The sequence below is a fragment of the Coleofasciculus sp. H7-1 genome (assembly GCF_057473865.1).
On record NZ_JBYCCT010000077.1, the window covers coordinates 42,378 to 65,422 of the forward strand.

The 23,045-nt window shown below is 48.7% G+C and carries 23 protein-coding genes and 1 pseudogene; 15 read left to right on the top strand and 9 right to left on the bottom strand.

What is annotated here, in order from left to right; all coding sequences use genetic code 11:
- Positions 1-27 precede the first annotated feature (27 nt).
- Entirely contained in the window at positions 28-1,071 is a 1,044-nt protein-coding gene (locus tag AC2VDX_RS22610; protein ID WP_378177071.1) for an adenosine deaminase, read from the top strand.
- A gap of 153 nt (positions 1,072-1,224) precedes the next feature.
- Here AC2VDX_RS22610 and AC2VDX_RS22615 read toward each other — a convergent pair.
- From AC2VDX_RS22615 to AC2VDX_RS22635, 5 genes and pseudogenes are all read right to left on the bottom strand, one after another.
- Positions 1,225-2,220 (bottom strand): annotated as a pseudogene (locus AC2VDX_RS22615) (putative bifunctional diguanylate cyclase/phosphodiesterase); the annotation flags it as partial.
- A 19-nt stretch (positions 2,221-2,239) separates the two neighbouring features.
- Entirely contained in the window at positions 2,240-2,683 is a 444-nt protein-coding gene (locus AC2VDX_RS22620) for a hypothetical protein (protein ID WP_378177074.1), read from the bottom strand.
- Positions 2,684-2,900: 217 nt separating this feature from the next.
- A complete protein-coding gene (locus AC2VDX_RS22625) occupies positions 2,901-3,170 on the bottom strand; it encodes a YciI family protein (RefSeq protein WP_378177077.1) in 270 nt (89 codons plus the stop codon).
- 58 nt (positions 3,171-3,228) lie between these two features.
- Positions 3,229-5,769, bottom strand: a complete 2,541-nt coding sequence (gene pheT, locus AC2VDX_RS22630; RefSeq protein WP_378177081.1) for a phenylalanine--tRNA ligase subunit beta — start codon at positions 5,767-5,769, stop codon at positions 3,229-3,231.
- A 32-nt stretch (positions 5,770-5,801) separates the two neighbouring features.
- A complete protein-coding gene (locus AC2VDX_RS22635) occupies positions 5,802-5,981 on the bottom strand; it encodes a hypothetical protein (protein ID WP_486928244.1) in 180 nt (59 codons plus the stop codon).
- 341 nt (positions 5,982-6,322) lie between these two features.
- Between AC2VDX_RS22635 and AC2VDX_RS22640 the strand changes: the two genes are divergently transcribed.
- Positions 6,323-7,960 carry a serine/threonine-protein kinase gene (locus tag AC2VDX_RS22640; RefSeq protein ID WP_378177087.1) on the top strand — a complete coding sequence of 546 codons (1,638 nt, stop codon included), beginning with the start codon at positions 6,323-6,325 and terminating at the stop codon, positions 7,958-7,960.
- A 194-nt stretch (positions 7,961-8,154) separates the two neighbouring features.
- Here the strand turns inward: AC2VDX_RS22640 and AC2VDX_RS22645 are convergent, their stop codons facing one another.
- The gene (locus AC2VDX_RS22645; RefSeq protein ID WP_378177213.1) at positions 8,155-9,396 is read right to left on the bottom strand and encodes a molybdopterin molybdotransferase MoeA; all 1,242 of its coding nucleotides are present in this window, start codon (positions 9,394-9,396) and stop codon (positions 8,155-8,157) included.
- Positions 9,397-9,693: 297 nt separating this feature from the next.
- Here AC2VDX_RS22645 and AC2VDX_RS22650 point away from each other — a divergent pair, with 297 nt between their 5' ends.
- The 5 genes from AC2VDX_RS22650 (at position 9,694) to AC2VDX_RS22670 (ending at position 13,957) form a co-directional block, all read left to right on the top strand.
- Entirely contained in the window at positions 9,694-10,236 is a 543-nt protein-coding gene (locus AC2VDX_RS22650; protein WP_378177089.1) for an RDD family protein, read from the top strand.
- A gap of 50 nt (positions 10,237-10,286) precedes the next feature.
- Complete coding sequence (rpmG, locus tag AC2VDX_RS22655; protein WP_378177092.1) at positions 10,287-10,481, top strand: 50S ribosomal protein L33; 195 nt, start codon at positions 10,287-10,289, stop codon at positions 10,479-10,481.
- Between the two features lie 86 nt (positions 10,482-10,567).
- Positions 10,568-10,783: a 30S ribosomal protein S18 gene (gene rpsR / locus AC2VDX_RS22660; RefSeq protein ID WP_378177095.1), complete on the top strand. Its 216-nt coding sequence runs from the start codon at positions 10,568-10,570 to the stop codon at positions 10,781-10,783.
- Between the two features lie 126 nt (positions 10,784-10,909).
- Positions 10,910-12,970 carry a ribonuclease catalytic domain-containing protein gene (locus AC2VDX_RS22665; protein ID WP_378177098.1) on the top strand — a complete coding sequence of 687 codons (2,061 nt, stop codon included), beginning with the start codon at positions 10,910-10,912 and terminating at the stop codon, positions 12,968-12,970.
- A 183-nt stretch (positions 12,971-13,153) separates the two neighbouring features.
- A complete protein-coding gene (locus AC2VDX_RS22670) occupies positions 13,154-13,957 on the top strand; it encodes a tetratricopeptide repeat protein (protein WP_378177101.1) in 804 nt (267 codons plus the stop codon).
- Positions 13,958-14,071: 114 nt separating this feature from the next.
- Here AC2VDX_RS22670 and psb34 read toward each other — a convergent pair whose 3' ends face one another.
- Together psb34 and thiO are read right to left on the bottom strand one after the other, a co-directional pair.
- Positions 14,072-14,251, bottom strand: a complete 180-nt coding sequence (psb34, locus tag AC2VDX_RS22675; protein WP_378177104.1) for a photosystem II assembly protein Psb34 — start codon at positions 14,249-14,251, stop codon at positions 14,072-14,074.
- A gap of 183 nt (positions 14,252-14,434) precedes the next feature.
- Entirely contained in the window at positions 14,435-16,447 is a 2,013-nt protein-coding gene (gene thiO, locus AC2VDX_RS22680; protein ID WP_378177107.1) for a glycine oxidase ThiO, read from the bottom strand.
- Positions 16,448-17,275: 828 nt separating this feature from the next.
- Here thiO and bchL point away from each other — a divergent pair.
- The 4 genes from bchL to AC2VDX_RS22700 all read left to right on the top strand — a co-directional run bounded on the left by bchL (position 17,276) and on the right by AC2VDX_RS22700 (position 20,612).
- A complete protein-coding gene (gene bchL, locus AC2VDX_RS22685) occupies positions 17,276-18,142 on the top strand; it encodes a ferredoxin:protochlorophyllide reductase (ATP-dependent) iron-sulfur ATP-binding protein (RefSeq protein WP_378177110.1) in 867 nt (288 codons plus the stop codon).
- 106 nt (positions 18,143-18,248) lie between these two features.
- Positions 18,249-18,662 (top strand): DUF5331 domain-containing protein, encoded by a 414-nt coding sequence (locus tag AC2VDX_RS22690; RefSeq protein WP_378177113.1) that lies wholly within the window; start codon positions 18,249-18,251, stop codon positions 18,660-18,662.
- A 189-nt stretch (positions 18,663-18,851) separates the two neighbouring features.
- Positions 18,852-20,258: a ferredoxin:protochlorophyllide reductase (ATP-dependent) subunit N gene (locus AC2VDX_RS22695; RefSeq protein ID WP_378177116.1), complete on the top strand. Its 1,407-nt coding sequence runs from the start codon at positions 18,852-18,854 to the stop codon at positions 20,256-20,258.
- 114 nt (positions 20,259-20,372) lie between these two features.
- Positions 20,373-20,612: a DUF5678 domain-containing protein gene (locus AC2VDX_RS22700; protein WP_378177119.1), complete on the top strand. Its 240-nt coding sequence runs from the start codon at positions 20,373-20,375 to the stop codon at positions 20,610-20,612.
- Positions 20,613-21,009: 397 nt separating this feature from the next.
- On the opposite strand, the gene AC2VDX_RS22705 is transcribed toward AC2VDX_RS22700, so the two are convergent.
- Complete coding sequence (locus AC2VDX_RS22705; RefSeq protein ID WP_378177122.1) at positions 21,010-21,177, bottom strand: hypothetical protein; 168 nt, start codon at positions 21,175-21,177, stop codon at positions 21,010-21,012.
- A gap of 26 nt (positions 21,178-21,203) precedes the next feature.
- Between AC2VDX_RS22705 and AC2VDX_RS22710 the strand changes: the two genes are divergently transcribed.
- The 4 genes from AC2VDX_RS22710 (at position 21,204) to AC2VDX_RS22725 (ending at position 22,996) form a co-directional block, all read left to right on the top strand.
- A complete protein-coding gene (locus tag AC2VDX_RS22710) occupies positions 21,204-21,434 on the top strand; it encodes a hypothetical protein (protein ID WP_378177125.1) in 231 nt (76 codons plus the stop codon).
- A 33-nt stretch (positions 21,435-21,467) separates the two neighbouring features.
- On the top strand, positions 21,468-21,662 hold the full coding sequence (locus AC2VDX_RS22715; RefSeq protein WP_378177128.1) for a hypothetical protein: 195 nt from the start codon (positions 21,468-21,470) through the stop codon (positions 21,660-21,662).
- 53 nt (positions 21,663-21,715) lie between these two features.
- The gene (locus AC2VDX_RS22720) at positions 21,716-22,273 is read left to right on the top strand and encodes a hypothetical protein (protein WP_378177131.1); all 558 of its coding nucleotides are present in this window, start codon (positions 21,716-21,718) and stop codon (positions 22,271-22,273) included.
- An 84-nt stretch (positions 22,274-22,357) separates the two neighbouring features.
- Complete coding sequence (locus AC2VDX_RS22725) at positions 22,358-22,996, top strand: DUF3318 domain-containing protein (protein ID WP_378177133.1); 639 nt, start codon at positions 22,358-22,360, stop codon at positions 22,994-22,996.
- Positions 22,997-23,045 lie beyond the last annotated feature (49 nt).

The window sequence follows — 23,045 nt, forward strand, 5'->3', positions numbered from 1 at the left end:
ACTAACAACTACCCAAAAGAGGTTCCTGTGTCTTTATATGCTGAATTACATCGCCATCTAGGCGGTTCTGTTGTGCCTCGCATTCTTTGGCGGTATTTCCATCGCAGCGATTCTGAGCTGGCTCAACGATTTCCGAACTATCCAGAATTTGAAGAATTTTACACGCGACCCCGCAACACGCTGGATGAGTATTTAGAACTACATACGCTGGTGGAAAGTACGCAAACGGCAGAAACTTTGCCCTACTTCATCTATCGGCTGATTCGGGGTGCTTATATCTTTGAGAATTTGGCTTATTTGGAGTTGCGATATACACCATATTTGCGAACGTCCGAGCATTTAAGCCAATCAGAAAGAATTGACCAAATGGCGACGATTGTAGACATTGTCGGCAAAGCCAGTCGGGTGCCTGAGTATCCGATTGTAACCAGCCAAATCCTGTGTATGCACTCGCGGCTACCTTATGAGGTGAACCGGGCGATTGTTGATTTGGCAGCACAGAAGAAGGAATATGTCTGCGCCGTGGACATGGCGGGGGGAGATGCCCAAATTTCCCAGCGTTTAGATGAGTTTGTTCAATTGTACAAGGATGCGCGATCGCTCGGCATCAAAACCACGGGTCATCTCTACGAAACCCCTTCTGGCTGTTATCCGGAACTGCTGCCGTATCTGATGCGAATCGGTCATGGCATCCAGATTCCCCTGCTATATCCAGAATTATTAACACAATTGGCTCAACGAAATCAGTGTTTAGAAGTATGTCCCACCACGTACCTAAAAACAGGAACGCTGGAAGATATGTGTCAACTCAAACTGGTGTTTGACCGCTGTTTTGAAGCGGGTGTAGATATTGCCATCTGCACCGATAATGCTGGGTTGCACAATGTGCGTCTGCCCTTTGAGTATGAAAATCTGCTGACGCTGGACATTATTGATTTTGAACAGTTGCAAGCTTGTCAGGAGGCAGCTTTCCGCCATGCCTTTGCTTGGCCTTACAGCCAGCGTCCGGCGTCGCTTTTGACAGGATTGCTGCAACCAGAATCTACGAATGTTTTAACAGTTAGTAGTTAGAAAATTAGTAGAGAAATCGATAGCGTTTTTCACTTGAACCAAATACAGCACAAGAACCTAATCTAGCCTTCTTCCCGATGCTGATTTTTCTCGCTAAATCTTTAAACACTTATCTTCAAATAGCTAAAGTTGAGTTGTCAAAAATGAGTAAATTCAAGACTTGCGAATTGGATGCATAAATGAGTGTTTTAGCTGGCGATGAGCGAACCGACAGGTCGGCGCAACGCGCGATCGCGCAGTCTCAGCATCAACAGGCTTAGAGAAGAAATATCCTTGCGCGTATTCGCAAGATGAGCGAACCGACAGGTCGGCGCAACGCGCTATCGCAGTTGAGCGAGTTGCTCTACGGTTTCCACACCCTCTGCGAACCGACAGGTCGGCGCAACGCTATCGCATTCATTCCGAAATTGTGAGCCAGCATCACGATTGTCCGGACAATCTCCAGACTCTCATTATCCACTGTCATCTGGCTGACGAAGGAGCGGTCAATTTTTAGCTTATCGATTGGAAAACGACGCAAATAACTTAAGGATGAATAACCCGTCCCAAAGTCATCCATATACAACTGAACGCCCAGCTTTCTCAGTCGCCAAAGCATCGCCGACGCAGATTCCACATTTTCCATAATGGCGCTTTCGGTAATCTCTAGTTTTAAACTGCTAGCATCCACGCCAGTTTCCGCAAAAATTTCAGCGATACGTTCCACTAAATCTGGTTGAGAAAACTGTTTGCCCGAAAGATTCACAGCACGATACTCAAAGGGATGGAACTCGGAAATTGCGTCTGCCATTCGCGCAATTGGGCACAAGCTTCGCGCAGTACCCACCAGCCAATCCGAGTAATCATTGCGGTTTCTTCTGCAACCGCAATAAACTCTCCCGGAGAAACAAAACCGCGTTCTGGATGTTGCCAACGTAATAGCGCTTCAAAACTAACAATCTGGTTGGTTTTTAGGCATACAATCGGTTGATAGTGAAGTAAAAACTCCCCTCGTTCGATCGCTCGTTGCAAATCGGTTTCTAACTGCAGGAGAGCCACTGCACGAGCGTGCATATTTTTATCGAAGACCTCATAACGAGCCTTCCCCAATGCCTTAGCTCGATACATGGCGATATCGGCATCGCGCAGCAGATCCTCTGGCTGGTCATAACCCGCTTGCGTCGGGGGTTCAAGCTTTCAGTGCGTAAGTCCTGATAAATTTAAATTTCTCCGTAGAAGCCTTCTTGGACGCTCGCCTCCCTTGCCGCGAGCGAATCGTGTAGGGATAGGGGCGGGTGTCAGCGTGAGTGCCTCTAGATTTACGGGCTTGAAGTACCCGAAAACCTTGACCCGTCATATCCATCTCACCCCAGTTCGGAACGTACACATCCAGAACTACATCGTAACTATTGAGCAGGCTGTAAAGAATGCTCTCATTGAGCGTTTTGGGAAGAATCGTGTCAAATAATGCTACATCAAGTTGCCGCAGCAGACGGTTCTTGCGTTCGATGAAGGTGATGAACTCATCCGGAGCATACTGGACAGCAAGCGGGGTGAGAGAATCTGTAATCAACCGACAGGGTTTGGGCATTGCCCGCAGGTGACGCTCGATATCGTAGAGAAAGCGTTCCATATCAGTCAATGGTTTCTACCATAACCCTCTCCGCCAGGGGCAATTTAACGGTGATTTCTTTATTTTATGCTCAAGATTCTATCGGCAATGGCAACTAGCGGCGGTTGTGCGACTGGCTCCACCTGAGTATGGAGAGGGAGAAATCCTAATTCCCCTGTTTTTTAGGGGAATTGAGGAGGGTAAATCTGCCCGATTGAGATGCGCTTGATTAGTGGGATTAGATGGCTTGAATCCACTCTTTGAGTTCATATTCAGTCCAGATGCCGTTTTGCCAGTAAGGGTCGGCTTCAATCAACTGGCGCACGGCGGCTTCATCTTCCGCTTCGTAGATGCCGAAGACTTTAGAGATATCCTTCGTCGGGCCAATGGTAATCAGAACACCAGCTTCTTTTTGAGCAGCAAGACCGTCTAGATGCGCTTGCCGGTAGGGCGATCGCTTGTCTAAAACATCCTCGCAATAGCTTCCCCACATTATGTATTTAGGCATGGCTAATCGCAGTAAAGTGTTGAGTGTTGAGTGTTAAATTCAACACTCAACACTTGATTTAACTTCTCAGATTAACGCCGAATTTTTCGACGAGAGCTTCGCGGACTTTTTGATGCACTGGCTCGACATCTTCATCGGTAAGAGTGCGATCGCTTTCTCGGTAAACTAAGCGAAACGCTAAGCTGCGCTGTCCTTCTGGGACATTTTTCCCTTGATATTCATCAAACAACTCGACCGATTCTAGTAGGGATGTACCCTTGTGGTTGCCCGCAACGGCAGCTTTAGCGATCGCTCGTTTCAATTCTGAGACAGAAACCTGAATCGAGGCGAACAAAGCCAGATCCCGACTTGATGCTGGGAAAGTAGAGTAAGGCTTGAACAAGGGCGTCCGGTTTTCCTCTGCATCCAGGTAATCCAAAACAACATCCAAATCCAGCTCGAAAACGTAGACTTCATCAGGCAAGTCCCGTTCTTGCCGTAGTTGGGGATGGAGTTGCCCAAACGTGCCCAATCGGTTTCCCTGCACCCACAAAGAAGCCGTGCGTCCGGGATGCAGGCGTGGGTCGCGGCGGTCTGGTTGATATTCTACTGGCAGGCTGAGTTGCTCAAACACGCTTTGCAACGCTCCTTTAGCTTCAAACCAAGTCATTGGTTGTGGCTTCCCGCCTCGCGTCCAAGTGCCTTGGGTGCATGAGTCTCCACCTAAAATTCCAGCAACGGAATCAGCTTCGATAAGTCCATCCTCTTCCCGCCAGAAGATCCGACCCATTTCAAACCCGTTCAACGGGCCGTTGCCTTGTTCTAAGTTGTACTGGAAGGCGTCAATCAAGCCGGAGATCAGCTCAGTTCGCAGAGATGAATATTCTGCAAACATGGGATTAGCGATCGCTACTTCTGTATCGTTCTTGCTTTTCGCTACTGAGTAAGAGTAGTGCATGACTTCTGTCAATCCTGCTGCCCGAAAAGCTTCCCTCATCTGGCGCATCAGCATCTGATCGACAGAAAGATACCCAGGTTCAGTCTTGTCTGGTAGGGTGTCGCAGAATTTGTTGTAGCCGTAGAGGCGAGCAACTTCTTCAATTAAATCAATTTCTCGCTCCAAGTCTCGGTAGCGATAGGGCGGTACTTTCACCGTCCACATCAGGGATTCGGAAGAATGAAGCTTAGAATCTTCTTCATCCTTCCTCGTTTTGCTTTCATCCTTTTTCGTCACTTGCTGTAGCTGACACCCCAGTGCAGTTAGGATGCGCTCAACATCTTCAGCGTGAACTTCCCCCGTGGCATCTCCCAACTCTACCGGACCTAAAACGTGGTTTACCCGGTCTAGACGCAGTTCAATCGAGCGACTCCAGGTTGAGGGGTCGGGTCTTGTATCGGCAATTTCCTGTGCCACGGGAGTGCCACCTGCGAACTCCGAGAGCAGCGCGATCGCTCGTTGACAAGCAATTCCCAATTCTGCCTGATTGACGCCCCGCTCGTAGCGTCCAGAGGCTTCTGTCCTTAAATTTTGACTGCGTGCCGACCGGCGGATTGCCACCGGGTCGAACAAAGCGGCTTCTAAAATTAAATTTTCAGTCCCCTCATAAACTTCTGTTTCTTCACCGCCCATGACTCCAGCTAGTGCCACTGGCTGGTCGTTGGCAGTAATCAGCAGATTTTGGGGTTGCAAGGTGCGGGTTTGACCGTCGAGCGTTTTTAGGGATTCCCCAGTATTGGCAAAGCGAACCCCAATCTGTAGCGGTGAGGTTCCTCCGCCTCCACCACTTGCCAAAGATTGCAAGCGATCGCGGTCAAAAGCGTGCAGCGGCTGACCCCATTCCAGCAAAATATAGTTGGTAATATCTACCACATTGTTAATGGGTCGCACTCCAGCGGCTTGTAATCGCCCCTGCAACCATGCCGGAGAAGGCGCAATTTTGACTTTTTCGATTCCCGTCCCGATATAAGCCGGACAAGCTTGACCAGAAGCAATTCGCAACTTCAAACCGCCATTCCCCGTCGGGATTGACACTTCTGGGGCTTGTGGAAGTCGCAGCGCCGCACCCGTCAGCGCCGAGACTTCCCGTGCTACGCCGACCATACTCAAAGCATCAGCACGATTTGCTGTAGATGTCAAGTCTAAAATCACATCATCTAAGCCCAGGAGCGATCGCGCATCGCTACCCAGTTGCAGATTTTCCTGCCCAAAGATATGAATTCCTGCGGACTCTTTTGCCAAACCTAATTCAGCTAAAGAGCAAATCATCCCCTCAGAAGGAACGCCCCGGAGTTTAGCCGGTTTAATTTTCAGCTCAACAGCAGGCAGATAAGTCCCGATGGTGGCGACAGGCACATAAATATCTGCTCTGGCATTGGATGCCCCACAGACAATATTCAACGGAGACGTTGCCCCCACATCGACCGTACAGACCCTGAGCTTATCCGCGTTCGGATGGGGTTGAATCTCTAGAACTTTCCCCACCACCACCCCATCTGCCCAAGTGCGACGGTCTTCAATATCTTCTACTTCAAACCCAGCCATTGTTAGCGTGTGCGCCAACTCCGCCGGAGTCATCCTCAAGTCAACCAATTCTTGTAGCCAGTTCAGAGAAATACGCATCTACGCTTAAGCTTTTACTTACCTCAGCCCGATCATTTTACCGTTTTGTACAGGTGAAGCTTGTCCGGCGGCGAGTGGGTACCAAAGATGGCACACGCAGACGAAGCCTTCTGGGAGGGTGAATGCGATCGCCTCTCCCGGTGAGCGTGTTCCTTAGCACCAGCGCCCCTCAGCATCTTTGCCCCTTTGTTCTTCCCAAGTTTTGCCCTCACTTCCAGATGTAATCAGAGTTTCAGGGGTAACACCAATCACATCTAGCGCTTCCGGATGTGCTATCAAAGAGATGGAAACAATTTTTGTGCTTAATCCCGATCCGCTTCTTCTGTTCGCCAGTTGTTTGATGACAATTTAATACCATCTATACTGCAATGTTCGAGAAAAATCTTGGCATTTGCAGGAGTACATCGTTTTTCAATTCTTTAAGCAAAGATTAATCGTCTTTAGCAACTCTTTAAAGAATTGTCCGTAAATGTACCATGCTTATTGTTTATTAATGCCTCGATAATTAAAGTTAGGGTAGCAATATCCGGTTGCAGCGTCCCGGTGAGTCTGAATGAGCTACTGCCTCAATCCCGCCTGTCCAAATCCGCAAAACCACGACCACGCCGAAGTTTGTCGGGCCTGTGGCTCCGAACTCCTATTGCGAAAGCGCTATCGAGTCAGTAAAGCGCTGGGACAAGGAGGTTTTGGAGCGACCTTTTTAGCTGAAGATGAGTCTCTGCCTGGGGAGCCGAGTTGCGTGATCAAGCAACTAAGACCGGCAACGACTGTAGCCCACGTTTTACAAATGGCACGCGATCTATTTGAAAGAGAAGCGAGAACCTTGGGAAAGATTGGCAATCATCCCCAGGTGCCACGGCTGTTGGATTACTTTGAAGACAATCAGCAGTTTTACCTTGTGCAAGAGTATATCAGCGGCTTGACGCTACAGCAGGAGGTGAAAGGAGCGGGTCCTCTAAGCGAAGCCGGAGTCAAGCAATTCTTAAGCGAAATTTTGCCCGTTCTGCATTACATCCACAGCCAGCAGGTGATTCACCGGGACATCAAACCAGCTAACTTGATTCGCCGCGAACAAGACCGCAAACTGGTTCTGATTGACTTTGGAGCGGTGAAAAACCAAGTCAATCCGACAACGGCAAGCAGTAGCTCCGAGCAAACCGCTTTGACGGCTTACGCGATTGGGACACCCGGATTTGCCCCACCCGAACAGATGGCAATGCGCCCGGTTTATGCTAGCGATCTGTATGCATTGGGGGTCACTTGCGTTTATCTGCTGACTGGAAAATCGCCAAAAGACTTAGATTACAACCCGTCAACAGGGGAAATGCTCTGGCGAAAGCAGCTTCAGATCAGCGATCATTTTGCCGATGTTCTCAAAAAATTGCTGGAGGTTTCGGTTCGTCATCGCTATCAGTCTACTGAGGAAGTCTTGAGAGCGCTTGACCTTGAACCGTATCTCGACAGCTTGGAGCAAGGCTTAACGACTAAACCCAATAACTCGCAGCGACCACCACAAACGGGCAATCGCTACAACTCTGGAGACTTAAGCAGCCCAACTCTCTCCTCAACCCCTTCGGTTGGCACCTCAGCCTCAGAACGTCTGGCGATGGCAATTCGAGCGCGTCGAGAAAAGTTAGGAATGACGGGACCGCAAACCGGGGGAAGTATGTACAAACCAGGTGCTGCTACCGGCTCTGGTTATCCGCCGACGATGCTCAAAAATAGCGGTTCTAGCGGCAATTCCAAGCCAAAAGTTCCTGCCAAGTTGGATGCCGTCGGCGTGTTAACTGCCTACACCAAAGGCAGACGAGACTTTGCCTCTCAAGATTTAAGTTTGCTGAATCTGCAACGGGTTAACCTATCGGGAGGCATTTTTCATCAGGCTAAGTTGAATAAAACTAACCTTCAGGGAGCTGACCTGACAAGTGCTGATTTTGGCAGAGCGAGTTTAGTTGGGGCAATTCTGAAGGAGGCAAATCTGGGCAGGGCTTACTTTAGCACGGCGAATTTGGAAGGAGCTGACCTACGCGGTGCAGATTTGAGCTTTGCCTATCTCAATCATGCGAATCTCCGAGGCGCAAATTTGTGTGGCGCTAATCTCACGGGTGCAAAAGTTAGCGAGGAACAGCTGGCGCAGGCAAAAACGAATTGGGCAACCGTTTTACCCACTGGCAAAAGAGGTTTTTGGTAATCGGAAATGGGGAAGGAGAGTGATGAGTTTTGAGTGAGAAGAAAGTTCTGTAATTCAAAACTCAAAACTTACACGACTTACGCAATAGCACCACATCTGAGGGCAACCACAGGGGGATTGAACCGACAAGAACGCTATATGTATAAGCTTTGCGTAAGTCCTGACTTAAAAACTTTTACCACTGATTTTTTAGGTTAGCCAATCGGTAAAACTTGCACCGGCTCTCCCACTGGAATGAAGGTTTGACCAACTGGTAAAACAGCGAGACCATTGGTTTGAGCTAGATTAATTAAATTACCCGAACTGTGACTCCCGCCAGCCAAATGAAATTCGTAGGCACCGTTTACTAAATTCATTTTGCCCCAAAGGTAGCTTTCTCGCTTGCCATCTGAGCGCAAATCGTGATGCGATCGCGCTTGTACAAACTTTGGCTCCCAGCCATCAGCAAGACCGGCAAGTTTTCTCACGGCTGGCTGCACAAATCGCCAAAAACTTACCAAAGAGGAAACTGGATTTCCCGGTAGACCGAAGTATAGGACAGGGCGCTGGGCGTTGGGAAATCTGGCGACGGTTAAAGGTTTACCGGGTTTAACAGCAACCGCACGGATGTGAATCTCAGCACCGAGTTGGGCAAGAATTTCATCCACATAATCGTAGTCGCCTACGGAAACACCGCCGGAAGAAATTACCACGTCAGCGGTGGCGACAGCTTGCGCGATCGCCTTCTTTAGTGCCTCTGGTTCATCCCTGACAATCCCCATCATCTGAGGTTCAGCGCCCGTCTGGGCCACTAATGCAGCGAGGGCATATTGATTGGAGTCTACAATCTGACCGGGCTTCAGGGGTCGATCGGGTGTCACCAATTCGTCGCCAGTGGACAAAATTGCCACGCGAGGGCGTCGGTAAACGGGCAATTGAGTACACTGAGCAGCTGCCAAAATAGCGATTTCGGGAGCATTGAGTCTAATCCCCGCTGGTAAAAGTGGGGTTCCCGCCTGGTAAAAAGACGCCCGGTGACGTACGAAGGCTCCTGGTGCTGCTGGAGCAGCTAAGATAAACACTTGCTTGTCCTCCCGTCGCGTCACTTCCTGCATCACTACGGTGTCAGCGCCCTCTGGCATCACAGCACCCGTCAAAATGCGGGCGGTTTGCCTTGTTTGGAGCGATCGCTGCGGTTGATATCCGGCTGGAATCTCCTCTACAATTTCCAGTACCGCTGGCTGTTCGGCACTAGCTGCTTGCACATCGGCAAATTGCACCGCATACCCATCCATTGCTGAGTTAGTCCAGTGGGGAAAATCCAGTTCGCTCGTCACCGCACCCACTAAAATCCGACCATTGGCACTAGAAAGGTCTACAACCTCAGCATCCATCTGATTATCCAGAGGTTGCACTAAATCGAAAATGATTGCCTCTGCTTCTTTAACCAACAGCATCGCCATCAATTCAGCCTCTAATCTCAAGAATTATCTAAAGAATTGTCAGTCAGTAGAGACGCTGATTAATCGCATCTACAGGTTAGTTGCATTGCATAGCGGCTCTTTTAACCAAGATATCTGTAAGTCGCTTTTGTCTATCCGATGAAACCCGCCCATGCCAGTTAGTTAGTAAGCGGTTTTTGGAGTGTCTTACCCTACAGTCGTCGCTCCCATCGATGCCTTAACGGACAACGGACAAAAAGCGGATAGCTGAAAGCTTAATATAGAAATAGACCGTCGGAAAAGCCATTTTTCATGCGTAACGAACTAACCAACCGCCGATTTCCTAAGGTTCCTATTGAGCGACGGTGTATTGCTTTTACGATTGATTTTCTAATTATTTGGCTGTTTAGCTTGCCCTTTGGGGCAAATGCTCCGGGCATCCCGATTGCACAAATCCTGGTTTTCATTGTCGCATGGCTGGCTTTGCGGGTGATTCTGGTTGCGAGAAATCAGGGACAGAGTGTGGGACGCTGGGCAATGGATATGAAAGTAGTCGATCCCAAATACCGCAAAACGCCGGGGCTTTTTGAGTTATGCAAGCGCGAAGGTATTCTGGGATTCGCTGCTGTTTTGGCGATGGTGGGACTGAGCATTGGTTTGGCGAACGGAATCTCTTTGCTGCTGCTGATCAGCCCTCTAGCTGTGGATTGTGGGGTGGCTTTTGCAGATGCTGAGTGGCAACAAGCTTTTCACGATCGCGTTGGGCGAACCTGTATCGTGCAGACACGCCGGGGTTACTCTCTAGATATTAGGGTCAAGAAATTACTTGCTCAAGTGACTCGTCGTATGAAATAATAATGGTTTGTGTTTAATTTTGTCCACTTGGATTTTGTAGAAATAGCATTATGGCAAGTAAGAAGGGGGCGCGCCTGATTGTGACGTTGGAATGCACCGACTGTCGCACCAACATCGCCAAGCGATCGCCAGGAGTTTCCCGATACACAACCACCAAGAACCGCCGTAACACCACGGCGCGGATTGAACTGAAAAAGTTTTGCACCCACTGCAACAAACATACCGTCCACAAAGAAATTAAGTAATTATCAGTCCTGAGTCATTAGTCTGATATTAATGACCAATGACTGCTGAGTGCTGACCGCTGACAATTCACAACGAACCACTAACGATGACTTACTTCCGTCGCCGCCTTTCCCCGATTAAACCTGATGAACCCATCGACTACAAAGATGTCGATCTATTGCGGAAATTTATTACAGAACGGGGTAAAATACTGCCTCGCCGAATTACAGGTCTAACAGCCAAGCAACAACGAGATTTAACCGTAGCAATTAAACGGGCACGCCTTTTGGCTTTATTGCCCTTCATCAACGCTGAAGGTTAACTCAATTTTGGATTGGGGATGGGTGGATTTTGGACTTAGATCGAAAATCTACAATCTACAATCGCCACGCCGCTAAACTGGTAGATAGATGGGTCCAATGAATGCTACTGCGTAAGCCAAAAACTTGTGGAGAAAGGAACGTTAATTGAGTTTCGGCTGCATGGAGAGCGGCGTCTTGCTGTTGCAGAACGTCAAGAGGGCAAAACGCACTGGATTGTGGTAGACGAGAAAGGTCAATCCCACACCATCCATCCCCGGCAAATTACCTATGAGATTGCAGGTCAAAGTTATAAACCTGCACAGATTTCCAGCTTCTTCCAAGAGGTACAGCGCTATCTAGACCCAACCGGCTTGGAGGTAGCGTGGGAACTGTTGGTAGAGGATGGGATGAGCGTTACAGATGTGGAAATGGCGTCAGTGCTGTTTTCCGACCAAAGCCCGCCGCTGTGTTACGCGGCGTACTATTTGCTGTCTGAAGATAGACTTTATTTCAAGCAAAAAGGCGATCGCTACGAGCCGCGTCCTGCTACTCAGGTAGCAGAACTGAAACATCAGATAGAAGTCGAAAAAGAACGGCTCTGGCGACGAAAAGAATTTGTAGAGCGCGTGCAAAAGGCACTCGCAGGCGAACAGGTCGAGTGGGAACGCCGCGAACGCCAACGCCTGGAAGCCATTGAAAAATATGCGGCTTTGTTGACAGATGTTGTCCGTGCTGGACTGAATCAAGAATCTCTGAATCGCGCCTATCCCCCTCCAGCACCTGTTTTGGAAACCATGAGCGAGCTTGGACGCCCCGGAACTCCCCAAGCTGCGTTTCAACTGCTGGTGGATTTGGGATTTTGGAGTCCTCACGAAAATCTATATCTGCGGCGCAGTCAGATCCCCGTTCACTTTCCAGACAAGGTGATAGAAGTGGCTAAGCAGTATGCTGAGTTCGCGCCGAACGATCCGGATGAGCACCGATTGGATCTGACTCATTTGAAGGTGTACACGATTGATGATGAAAGTACCAAGGAGATAGACGATGGCTTGAGTATGGAAACCCTCGCCGATGGGCGTCAGCGGCTTTGGATACACATTGCCGACCCCTCGCGCTTGGTTTCGCCAGGAGACGAATTAGACTTAGAAGCTAGACGGCGCAGCACGACGTTGTATTTACCGACGGGGATGATTCCGATGTTCCCGCCGAGTTTGGCAACCGGGCCGATGAGCCTAGTGCAAGGAAAAATTTGTTGGGCGCTGAGTTTTGGCGTGGTTTTGGATGAAAGGGGAGCCGTAGAGGACTATAGCATCTGTGCCAGCTTAATTAAGCCGACCTATCGCCTGACTTACGACGATGTGGATGAGATGCTGCAACTGGGTATCCAGGCAGAACCAGAGATAACAGCGATCGCTTCTTGGGCGAAACGTCGCCAATTATGGCGGCAGTCTCAAGGATCGATTAACATCCATATGCCAGAGGCGATGATTAAAGTAAATGGTGACGAAATCATCATTGAAATTTTAGAAGACTCACCCGCACGCCAATTGGTGGCGGAGATGATGATTCTCACTGGTGAAGTTGCCGCCCATCACGGCAAAACTCACAATATTCCCCTGCCCTTTCGCAGTCAACCCCAACCCGAACTTCCCTCAGAAGAGGAACTATTGCAGCTGCCAGCGGGACCCGTGAGGTTTTGTGCAATGCGGGGATGTATGCCCCGCAGTGAAATGAGTATCACGCCGGGACGACACGCCGGTTTGGGGCTGGAAACCTACGCTCAGGTAACATCTCCGATCCGCCGCTACAGTGACTTGCTGGCGCATTTCCAAATAAAGGCGCACCTGCGCGGCGAACCCACCCCCTTCTCAGCGCAAGAGTTACAAGAAGTCATGCTGGGTATCGGCACCGCTTCCCAAGAAGCAAGGTTAGTGGAACGCCAGACAAATCGTTATTGGGGGTTGGAGTATCTGCGGCGTCATGGCGATCAGGTTTGGCAAGCGCTGATGCTGCGATGGTTGCGAGAAGATGACCGATTAGGATTAATTTTGTTAGAAGATTTAGGGTTGGAGTTGGCGATGCGGTTCACCCACTCAGTGGCACTGGGCGATCGCCTGGAAGTCCGAGTTAGCCACGCCGATCCCCGGCAAGATGTCATTCAGTTCCGCCAGCTCATCGATCAAGAAGCTCAGCCAGCTGGCACGTAAAAAAAAGAGTGCTGAGGACTGACTCAAGAGGACTGAGTGAGAAAATAGTGCTGAGGACTGACTCAAGAGGAAGAAAAAACAAAATAGATTTCACGTTTCCCCTGATGCTTATTTTCTACCTTAATTATCAGTCTTCAGCTTTCAGTCCTCAGTCCTTTCCAGCGGGGCGAGAAAAGACAAGCTATGAATAACATTCGCAGAACTATCGCCATTTTAGGAATTACCACGCTAATTGGTGGACTTCCCCTTGCTGTCTACGCTCAGTTGCCACCCAGCCAGTTGCTGAGTGCCGCTGATAATAACAAGGCAGCGATGAGCGCGGTTGATTTATACAACCGGGGCGTTGATAAACTGGATGCCGGTGATTATGAGGGGGCGATCGCAGACTTTAACGAAGCGATCCGGCTGGCTCCCAACGATGCGGAGTCCTATTACAACCGGGGGTATGCCCGTCACGTTCTCGGAAATTACCAGCAAGCGATCGCAGATTATACTGAGGCGATTCGGATTAATCCTCAGTACGGAAATGCTTACGGCAACCGGGGATATTCTTACTATCTTCTAGAAAATTATCAACAAGCGATCGCTGATTCCACCGAGGCGATTCGACTCAATCCCAAAGATGCGAGTGTCTACATCAACCGAGGCAATGCCCACGACGATCGAGGAGAAACTCAAGCCGCAATTGCCGATTATACCGAAGCCTTACGAATCGACCCCAAGAATGCCAGAGCTTATTACAATCGGGGTTTGGCTTACAACCGGCTAGGAGAACACGCCAAAGCGCTTGACGATTATACTCAGACGGTAAATTTAGATTCTAAATTTGCTGAAGCCTATTACAACCGGGCAGTTACCTACTTACGATTAAATAATCGCCAAGCCGCAGTGAAGGATTTTCAGAAATCCGCAGACCTTTTTAAGTCCCAAGGAAGAACAGAAAGTTACCAAGATGCGCTAGAAGCTACAAAAAGCCTTCAACCGTAAACCTACGTTCAATTCAAAATAGAAGGCAAAAGACGAAAGAAAGAAATTCTGTTTCTTTTTACTGTTTAACTTTTGCCTTGTTTAACCCGTTCCTGAAAAGTATCAGGTGGGTGCTTAGCCTACATTGGATGCCGACATGGCAACAAATATCAAGCTGCTAAGCAGAGCGATCGCTCCGATACCCATGAAGAGGTAGTTGCGCTGTTGATCCTTGGAAGGGGGTTCTGCCTTGTAAACTTTTGGTTCTACTGCAAAATTGTTCAAGCGTCCGCCGTCTTCAGTTGTATATCGCATGAATGATATCCTTTGTTTGCTTAACTTTGTAAATAATTGTAACAAAGAATCGAGTTAATAACTCTATCTTTTGCAGGAATTTTTTACACTACTTCAGCCAGAGGCGAGAACCTCGGTAGCGATTGGGTGCAGGAGTGCCCTGCGTAGAAGTTGAATTTACATTCTCCTCAGCCCCTCTATCCTTTAACTGGTAATCGTGCCGGTCAGGGGAGAACTGGCGTTGGCGTAGACTTTCACAGGTATCCGTCCGGCTTGATAGGCGAGACGCCCAGCCTCGACACCTAGAGCCATTGCACGACCCATCGCGGCTGGATTTTTTGCCAGTGCGATCGCACTATTGATCAACACGGCATCAGCCCCCATTTCCATTGCCTGCGCTGCCTCACTGGGCGTAGCCAGTCCGGCATCCACCACCACCGGCACCCCAGCATTCTCAATAATGATTTCAATATTCGCTGCATTCTTGATGCCCTGTCCGGAACCAATCGGCGACCCCAAAGGCATCACCGTCGCACAGCCAACCTCTTCCAATCGTTTAGCCAGTAAGGGGTCAGCATTAATATAAGGCAGAACCGCAAAGCCTTCCTTCACCAGTTGCTCTGCCGCTTCCAAAGTGCCAATCGGGTCGGGCAGTAGATACTTTAAGTCAGGAATCACCTCTAACTTGACAAAGTTATTGTCTTCTTGACCCAAAAGCTTTGCCATCTCCCGCCCCAGACGCGCCACTCGAATCGCCTCTTCAGCGGTTTTACAGCCAGCAGTATTGGGTAGCATCCAGATTTTTGTCCAATCCAGCGCTTCAGCCAGCCCTTCATGTCCGGGCGCTTTTGTTTGTACCCGGCGCACCGCCACCGTAACAATTTCGCAACCGCTAGCAGCAATACTTTGCTGCATTTCTTCGATGCTGCGATACTTGCCGGTACCAGTCATCAGGCGAGAGCGAAAAGTCCGACCCGCAATAATTAAAGGATCGGATGGCAGTTCTAAAGAGCGATTTAATGGTAGGGACAACCCTTGGGATCGCCCGGATTCAGAGGGATGGCTTAATTGAAGCATGGTTGGAGTTGCATTGACGGGGCTAGTTTTAGCGTAGAACCTAGAGTAGTGAAAATGGTCTAACAGGGGATCGGACTTTTGCTCCCAAATTAGGTCTGCCAGCAAGGAAGCCGTCACGGGTGCTAGCAGAATTCCGTTGCGGTAATGACCCGTTGCCAGCGTTAAATTTTCGCAAGCGCTAGAACCGAGAATGGGTAACTCATCGGGTGTCGCCGGTCGAAATCCCCACCAAAATTCTTGGATGGGAAAGTGCTGCAAGGCGGGATAAAGGCGAATCGCACTTTCCAGTAAGGTTCGTATCCCGGTTGGAGTGTTATGGGGTGTGAATCCCACATCCTCGCTAGTGGCTCCAATTATCAGTCGTCCATCCCGACGCGGCACGATGTAAGTGTCTGAACCATACAGCACTCGCTGTATGGGCAACCCTTCTTGGTTAAACCCAGGCACTTGCACGGATAGCATTTGACCCTTTTTCGGACTTACTGGAATTGGCAACAATTCATTTGACCAAGCGCCGGTGGCTAAGACATAGTGTTGAGCGCGAAAATCCCCAGATGCTGTTCTGACGCAGCTGATTCGCCGCTTCTGTTGCTGGAGTGCTTCAGCTGCAACGCCTTCGCATAAATTTACACCCAGTTCTCTCACCGCCACCCGCAATGCTTGAACTAAAGCCCGATTGTCTACTTGACCATCTTCGGGATACCACCAACCACCAACTACATCTGAACCCAGTCCTGGTTGAATTTGATGAATAGCATCCTTATCTAACCAGAGTGCTGAGGATTGAGGAGTGAGTATGGCATTTTCTTCCTCAGTCCTGAGTCCTCGTTGCTCAGTCTTGACATAAACGGGTGCCAAGATGCCACTAGGCCAGTAGCCGATGGATACAAGAGCGATCGCTTCCAGTTTACTCGCCCAGTCCGGATACAAATCCCGACTCCGCATACACAAATCCAGCATTGCGCCGGTCGGAATCCCTTCTGCCTGGGGTGCCAGCATTCCAGCGGCGGCATGAGCCGCTGCGGAGTTGAAGTCGCGGCACAGGACGGTGACGGTTGCCCCCCGTAAGCGAAGTTCGAGGGCGATCGCTAAGCCGATCACGCCGCCGCCGATGATGAGAATGTCACTTTCTGTATTCATATAGATATAGCCGATTTAACTAAAATCCGACTCTAAGGCTTTCAATAAATCAACGCATACGCCTTAGAAAAAGATGGCGTTCTAATTTAAGCCTAGTCAAGAAGTGTTGCCGATGAGAGGTAGCGATCGCCTTAGTCTCTGTCATGCCGACGGATTGCTTCGGGACACGAGGCGCTCCGCAAAACCACCCCTCTTCCCCTTTCTATGATTGATTTTAGCCTCATCCCTTCCCTGAAGCGATCTTCTCTGTGACCATGACCTCAACTCGGATTTCTGGAAAACAGTCTCTCAAAAATTAATAATTATTCACCAAAATCCCCACTTTACTTGCAGATGCCTCTGTGAGCGTTTTAACTAGCCATCTGCTTCAGCCAGTGTAGCCGATTAGGCGAAGTCAATCCGAGTTATCCGTGCAGTTTAAGACTTTCTCGACCAGTGCCGTTGTCGCCAGAGTCCTAAATAGTCTGAAAGACTCGGTTTCACGTTGTAGTGTCAGCGTGTTCCATTAGCCTGGACATTTTTGTCTTTTGTTCCAAATTATTAAATAAAAGAACATAAAAGTTGCAATAACTGTAAATTACAGCTTTATAAGCTTTTAGAGAGAAGGGAGAAGATTTTAAAAATATAATCTTCTAAATAATCGCGTTTAGTACCCGATCCCTTCCTCTAACCCCTTTATTTTCTGCGGCAGTTGGACAATAATGCAGTTCATACCCAGATAAAAAGCAATCTACGGCTGGCTTTCTTCGGCAGCGACCCTATTCATGCCCTGCCTAACACCAAAGACAACCATCCTGGTTTGAAATGAAACTATAGGAGACGAAGCGAGTGAAACTGTCAGTATACGGAAAAGGCGGAATCGGCAAATCCACAACCAGCTGCAATATCTCTGTGGCTCTAGCCAGACGCGGCAAGAAAGTCCTGCAAATTGGCTGTGACCCCAAGCACGACAGCACCTTTACCCTCACCGGCTTCCTGATTCCCACGATTATCGACACGCTCCAAGAAAAGGACTACCACTACGAAGATGTCTGGGCTGAAGATGTCATCTACAAAGGCTATGGCGGCGTCGATTGCGTAGAAGCAGGGGGTCCCCCAGCCGGTGCTGGTTGCGGCGGTTATGTGGTAGGCGAAACCGTGAAGTTACTCAAGGAACTGAACGCCTTCGATGAGTACGATATCATTCTGTTTGACGTACTGGGTGACGTGGTATGTGGCGGCTTTGCAGCTCCCCTCAACTATTCCGACTACTGCTTGATTGTCACTGACAATGGCTTTGACGCCCTGTTTGCAGCCAACCGGATTGCCGCTTCTGTCCGTGAAAAAGCTCGGACTCACCCCTTGCGTCTTGCCGGATTGATTGGCAATCGCACCTCTAAGCGCGACCTGATCGAGAAATACATTTCTGCGGTACCGATGCCGGTGCTGGAAGTATTGCCGCTGATTGAAGACATTCGCGTTTCCCGCGTTAAGGGCAAAACTCTGTTTGAAATGGCAGAGACTGACCCCTCGCTCAACTACGTCTGCGATTACTACCTCAACATTGCCGACCAAATTCTGGCGCGTCCAGAGGGTGTTGTGCCTAACGATTCTCCAGACCGCGAGTTGTTCTCCTTGCTGTCTGATTTCTACCTCAATCCCACCAAGCCAGAGGTGAAGACTGAAGAACAAGAGCTAGATATGATGATGGTTTAGAAATCTAAGGGAGAATGGCTCAATGCTTTTAGTGTCAATTTTGACGTGCGTATTGTTATGCACCATTCTCCAAACTAGATTATTTTCATCAGCATCAAGTCCAACTGTGAATACCGAGCAGCTGCGTCAATCGGTCAAAGCTAAATGGCTAGACTACTACCAGAAAAATCGCCACTGGCTCAATCGTCTGCAAGTCTGGGTGACATCTGAAGGGCAAAGACGCCCTACCTCTAGCTTCATTGTGGCAACGCTATCGACGCTAGACCCACAATTTACTGAAATGCTTCCTCTAATGGTGGATCTCAATGCAGATCCCGATCGAATTGTGGCAACCTTAGGGCTAAACTTCGATCCCGATTTGGAGCTAGAGGCAGTACCGGCTGAGCAAACAAATGCAGATGAAGTCAAAATGCTGCCTGCTGCTGCTAATATCGCCCAATCACCCAGTCGCATCGCTGCCAAGGTGGATGAATCTTGCGAGGGAGTTTACAAAAAGCATCGCTTTCCTTGGCAGCGCTAAAAGTTAACAAACGCTCGGAAGACGCTGCCAAAACGAAGGATGCAGAGATTGTCGCTTTTCTGCCAGATTCTGAGTAATTTGTCAATAGTTATGAGTCATTAAGTCAGAATTTCTTTGTCCATCGAATGACTAATAACTAATAACCTTTTGACTAATGACCAATTAAAAATTTGAGAGGAAACCTTTACTATGACCCTTGCTAATACAGAACCGCAAGCGCTTAATTTTGAGTGTGAAACTGGAAATTATCATACATTTTGTCCTATCAGCTGCGTAGCTTGGTTGTACCAAAAGATAGAAGATAGTTTCTTTTTAGTTATCGGGACGAAAACCTGTGGCTACTTCTTACAAAACGCGATGGGGGTGATGATTTTTGCGGAACCACGCTATGCGATGGCTGAGTTGGAAGAAGGAGATATCTCGGCTCAGTTGAATGATTATGAAGAGTTGAAGCGGCTGTGTTTGCAAATTAAACGCGATCGCAACCCCAGTGTAATTGTTTGGATTGGCACCTGCACCACCGAAATCATCAAAATGGATTTGGAAGGCTTGGCACCCAAGCTGGAATCCGAAATTGGCATCCCCATTGTGACGGCTCGTGCGAATGGTTTAGACTACGCCTTTACCCAAGGGGAAGACACCGTGCTAGCGGCGATGGCTGCCCGTTGTCCCGATAAAGCGCCCGTGGTAGAAACTGAGAAGAAAGAAAGGAATGCGATCGCTTCTCTGCTCAACTTCGGCAAAAAGAAAGAAGATGTCGCCGCAGATGAGTCGGAATATGTCAAGCATCCGCCACTGGTTCTCTTCGGTTCTCTCCCCGATCCCGTTGTTACCAATCTGACACTAGAACTGAAAAAGCAAGGTATAAAAGTTTCTGGTTGGTTGCCATCCAAGCGTTACACCGAATTGCCAGTTCTGGAAGAAGGCTACTACGTCTCTGGCATGAACCCCTTCCTCAGCCGCACCGCCACCACGCTGATGCGTCGCCGCAAGTGCAAACTCATCGGCGCACCCTTCCCGATTGGTCCTGACGGCACCCGCGCCTGGATTGAGAAAATCTGCTCGGTGTTTGGGATTGAACCCAAAGGACTAGATGAACGGGAAGCGCAAATCTGGGCAAATTTGGAAGACTACCTCCAGTTGATTCGCGGCAAATCTGTCTTCTTCATGGGCGATAACTTGCTGGAAATCTCCCTGGCTCGTTTCCTGGTGCGCTGCGGCATGACTTGCCCGGAAATCGGCATCCCCTACATGGATAAGCGCTATCAAGCCGCTGAGTTGACGCTGCTAGAGAAAACTTGCCACGAAATGGGTGTACCAACGCCTAGGATTGTGGAGAAGCCAGACAACTACAACCAAATTCAGCGCATTTACGAACTGAAGCCAGATTTGGTAATTACTGGTATGGCTCACGCCAACCCGCTGGAAGCACGGGGAATTAACACTAAGTGGTCGGTTGAGTTCACTTTTGCTCAGATTCACGGCTTTACAAATGCTCGTGACATTCTGGAGTTGGTGACTCGTCCGCTGCGCCGAAATAACAACCTCAAGGATTTGGGTTGGGATAAGTTGGTGAGGGAAGAAGCGAAGATTTAGGAACCTCACAAGAACAGCCCCTCTCCACTTTTCGGTGAGGGGTGTAAGAGATAATGAAGAATAGGAGCGATCTGAATGCGATCGCTCCTATTACTTTTATCACTAGCAAAATCTATGAGTAGAACACCCTCTTCCGATGAAAGCCGTGAGATGTTGAAATGGCTGAACCGCAATCGGCAACAATTAAAAAATTACGATCATCAATATATTGCTTACAATGCTAAGGGAATAATTGCTCATGGAGAAAATTTGCGAGAAGTTTTGAATTTGGCAGAAGGTTCTGGAGAGATTTATTCTATTTATTTAGTGCCTGGTTTTACTGGGTTAATATTTTTTCCAGGGATGAAGATTTAAAACGATAAGTCGAGCCAGCCTGATATAAAGGATCGAATGGCGATCGCTCTTTTTTTTACGAACCGCAAAGACGCCAAGGACAAGGGAGGAAGAGAGGGAAAAGAGCGATCGCTTTTAGTCAATGCCACAACATAAATATTTTTATAAGCTACAAGATTCCGGTCGCCTATCATTGACCTTAAACTATCCGCTTGTCAGTGGGAAGATGTGAGCGCTAACGCTACATCCTCACTTTAAGTAACTCATAGTCATTAACCCAAAAACAAATATGTCAATTATGGCATAATTCTAGCTCCAGATTACTAAAAGCACTGGAAAGTACTCTCAAAAATTGCCAAGCCTCTTCTGAGTGTCCTACTTAGGCTGAATTCCCTAGTGAACTGAAGAAGGAGTTATTTTAAAAAACAGACGCTACGCGATCGCAATTCTTCCTCTCGCCAATCTCAAAGGAAGCGATCGCACTCCCCTTTTTTGCACTTGCGTAGCATTCCACCCCAGTTGAGTCATAGCCAGCTAGAATTAAATGAAAACTTTGCGCGATCGCTCTCGTGATCGTTACCGGCACTAAAACGAGTAGGAGAAGAAAACTGTATGAAAACAAAATTCTCTTTGGTAGCGATCGCCTCTAGCACTGCGATCGCCAGTAGCATTTTATTGGGTTCAGTCAGTTCCGCTCAACCCTGTTCTCTTAGGTCTACTTATTATCGGGAACGGTACGAGCAAGCGAGTTGGTTACGCTCTCCGTTGGCAGCAGTCATTACATTACCTGGAATTGCTCTTGCAGCAGCACTATATCTTGGCGGTCGTTCCTACCAGCGGTAGGCAAATTTGAACCGTACCGCAGGCATCTCACCTGTGCGATCAGGACGCAGCAGAATCAAGCGATCGCACTTGCATCTGGCGTTGCGTTTTTCGCAGCAAAGTTGCTTGAGAAAGAAAAGACGCGATCGCTGTCCTAGCTCCAAACCAAACCCTGATAAGAACAGCGCGAGTATGCGATCGCCCCAAGCCCTACCTAAAGACGGCTTTCTCTATGCCGTTGTCAGATAGCACGTTATACTGTGTCGTGTTATTCCTGCTCAACCTGACGCAGCGAGGCTGTCATGGGCGCTACTTTACGACAGATTGCCACGTATCTAGACAACCAAGGTTGGAAATACCATATCGATGAAGAAGCGTACCGAATTCTGACAGGTGTGCAAGCTGAAAACGTAGACGAATTCTTAATTGTTGTCCAGCTGGATGAGGATGGGGAATTTTTTAAGGTATTTGCTCCCCAAGTTATATCTGGAGTTAAAGACCATCCTTACAAAGAAGCGCTCCTCCAGACAATGCTGTGCATTTCCTGGGAAACCAAAATGCTGCAATGGGAATATGACCCAAACGATGGCGAAATCCGTGCCATCATTGAGTTTCCCTTGGAAGATTCAAGTCTCACCGAAAAACAATTCAACCGTTGTTTGTCAGGTTTAATTCAAATTATTGATAATGTAGCGATGCCTCGTCTGAAAGAGGTAATGGCAACCGGCAAAGATCCAGGCGATCGAGAAATGGGAGAAAGACTACTGCTCACCCTTCAAGAAGAAGCTCCTGGCTTACTGCAAATGTTAGAGAGAGCAATGGAAGCGCGTAAGAAGCGGGGAATATTCCCCTCTGAATAGAATCTGAATCCGAGCGCGAAGATCGCTATACTCCAAAGTAATAACCTTAGTATTGAAAAGCGAATTTCCTGGGGCTGGACGACTATGACATCCTATGCAACCTCTTCTGCTAGAGCTGAGATGAGCGAACTCCGGCGTTTAAAAACCTTACTGCCGCCAGAATTGCAAAGCTGGGTAACAGTCGAAGGAACGACTGAAGTGAATCCACCCCTGATCCGCTGTGAAGAAATTGGCAAGGATCAAATCGAGGTTCAAATTGATCTGGTGAAATGGGATCAGCTAGCACTCGATCAGCGGAATTTGCTGTTTTGGCACGAAGTCGCCCGAATTCAAAACGACACCATCCCTAGAGATGGCTGGGAAATGGCGGCGCTAGCGATTGGTTTAGGCGGTGCTGTCGGCGAACTGTGGGTGCAAGATGGCTTGCTGTTGATATTAGCCTTGGCGTTGTGTGGCGTCTCAGGCTGGAGATTGTATCAAAAAAATAGTGGGGAGAAGCAGGTAAAAGAGATGATTGAAGCGGATGAGAAAGCGATCGCGCTTGCCACCCGCTTTGGTTATTCCCTCCCCAACGCCTACAAAAGTCTGGGTAGCGCGTTGAAAGCTTTACTAGAGCTAACCCCAAACAAACGGCAACGGAGCAAATACGAAACGCGGCTTTCTGCCCTCAAGCGTAGTGCTGCCAAAGCCAAAGCTAAAGTCAAAGGCGCAGCGAACCCTTAACTTAAACCCTTATCGTTCCCAAAATTTCCCAAAAGCATTGAATTTTGGG

Coding starts and splice junctions, on each gene's coding strand:
- AC2VDX_RS22620 (WP_378177074.1), bottom strand. CDS start 2,683: ATGGAACGCTTTCTCTACGATATCGAGCGTCACCTGCGGGCAATGCCC.
- AC2VDX_RS22625 (WP_378177077.1), bottom strand. CDS start 3,170: ATGCCTAAATACATAATGTGGGGAAGCTATTGCGAGGATGTTTTAGAC.
- pheT (WP_378177081.1), bottom strand. CDS start 5,769: ATGCGTATTTCTCTGAACTGGCTACAAGAATTGGTTGACTTGAGGATG.
- AC2VDX_RS22640 (WP_378177087.1), top strand. CDS start 6,323: ATGAGCTACTGCCTCAATCCCGCCTGTCCAAATCCGCAAAACCACGAC.
- AC2VDX_RS22645 (WP_378177213.1), bottom strand. CDS start 9,396: ATGCTGTTGGTTAAAGAAGCAGAGGCAATCATTTTCGATTTAGTGCAA.
- AC2VDX_RS22650 (WP_378177089.1), top strand. CDS start 9,694: ATGCGTAACGAACTAACCAACCGCCGATTTCCTAAGGTTCCTATTGAG.
- rpmG (WP_378177092.1), top strand. CDS start 10,287: ATGGCAAGTAAGAAGGGGGCGCGCCTGATTGTGACGTTGGAATGCACC.
- rpsR (WP_378177095.1), top strand. CDS start 10,568: ATGACTTACTTCCGTCGCCGCCTTTCCCCGATTAAACCTGATGAACCC.
- AC2VDX_RS22670 (WP_378177101.1), top strand. CDS start 13,154: ATGAATAACATTCGCAGAACTATCGCCATTTTAGGAATTACCACGCTA.
- psb34 (WP_378177104.1), bottom strand. CDS start 14,251: ATGCGATATACAACTGAAGACGGCGGACGCTTGAACAATTTTGCAGTA.
- thiO (WP_378177107.1), bottom strand. CDS start 16,447: ATGAATACAGAAAGTGACATTCTCATCATCGGCGGCGGCGTGATCGGC.
- AC2VDX_RS22695 (WP_378177116.1), top strand. CDS start 18,852: ATGACCCTTGCTAATACAGAACCGCAAGCGCTTAATTTTGAGTGTGAA.
- AC2VDX_RS22700 (WP_378177119.1), top strand. CDS start 20,373: ATGAGTAGAACACCCTCTTCCGATGAAAGCCGTGAGATGTTGAAATGG.
- AC2VDX_RS22710 (WP_378177125.1), top strand. CDS start 21,204: ATGAAAACAAAATTCTCTTTGGTAGCGATCGCCTCTAGCACTGCGATC.
- AC2VDX_RS22720 (WP_378177131.1), top strand. CDS start 21,716: ATGGGCGCTACTTTACGACAGATTGCCACGTATCTAGACAACCAAGGT.
- AC2VDX_RS22725 (WP_378177133.1), top strand. CDS start 22,358: ATGACATCCTATGCAACCTCTTCTGCTAGAGCTGAGATGAGCGAACTC.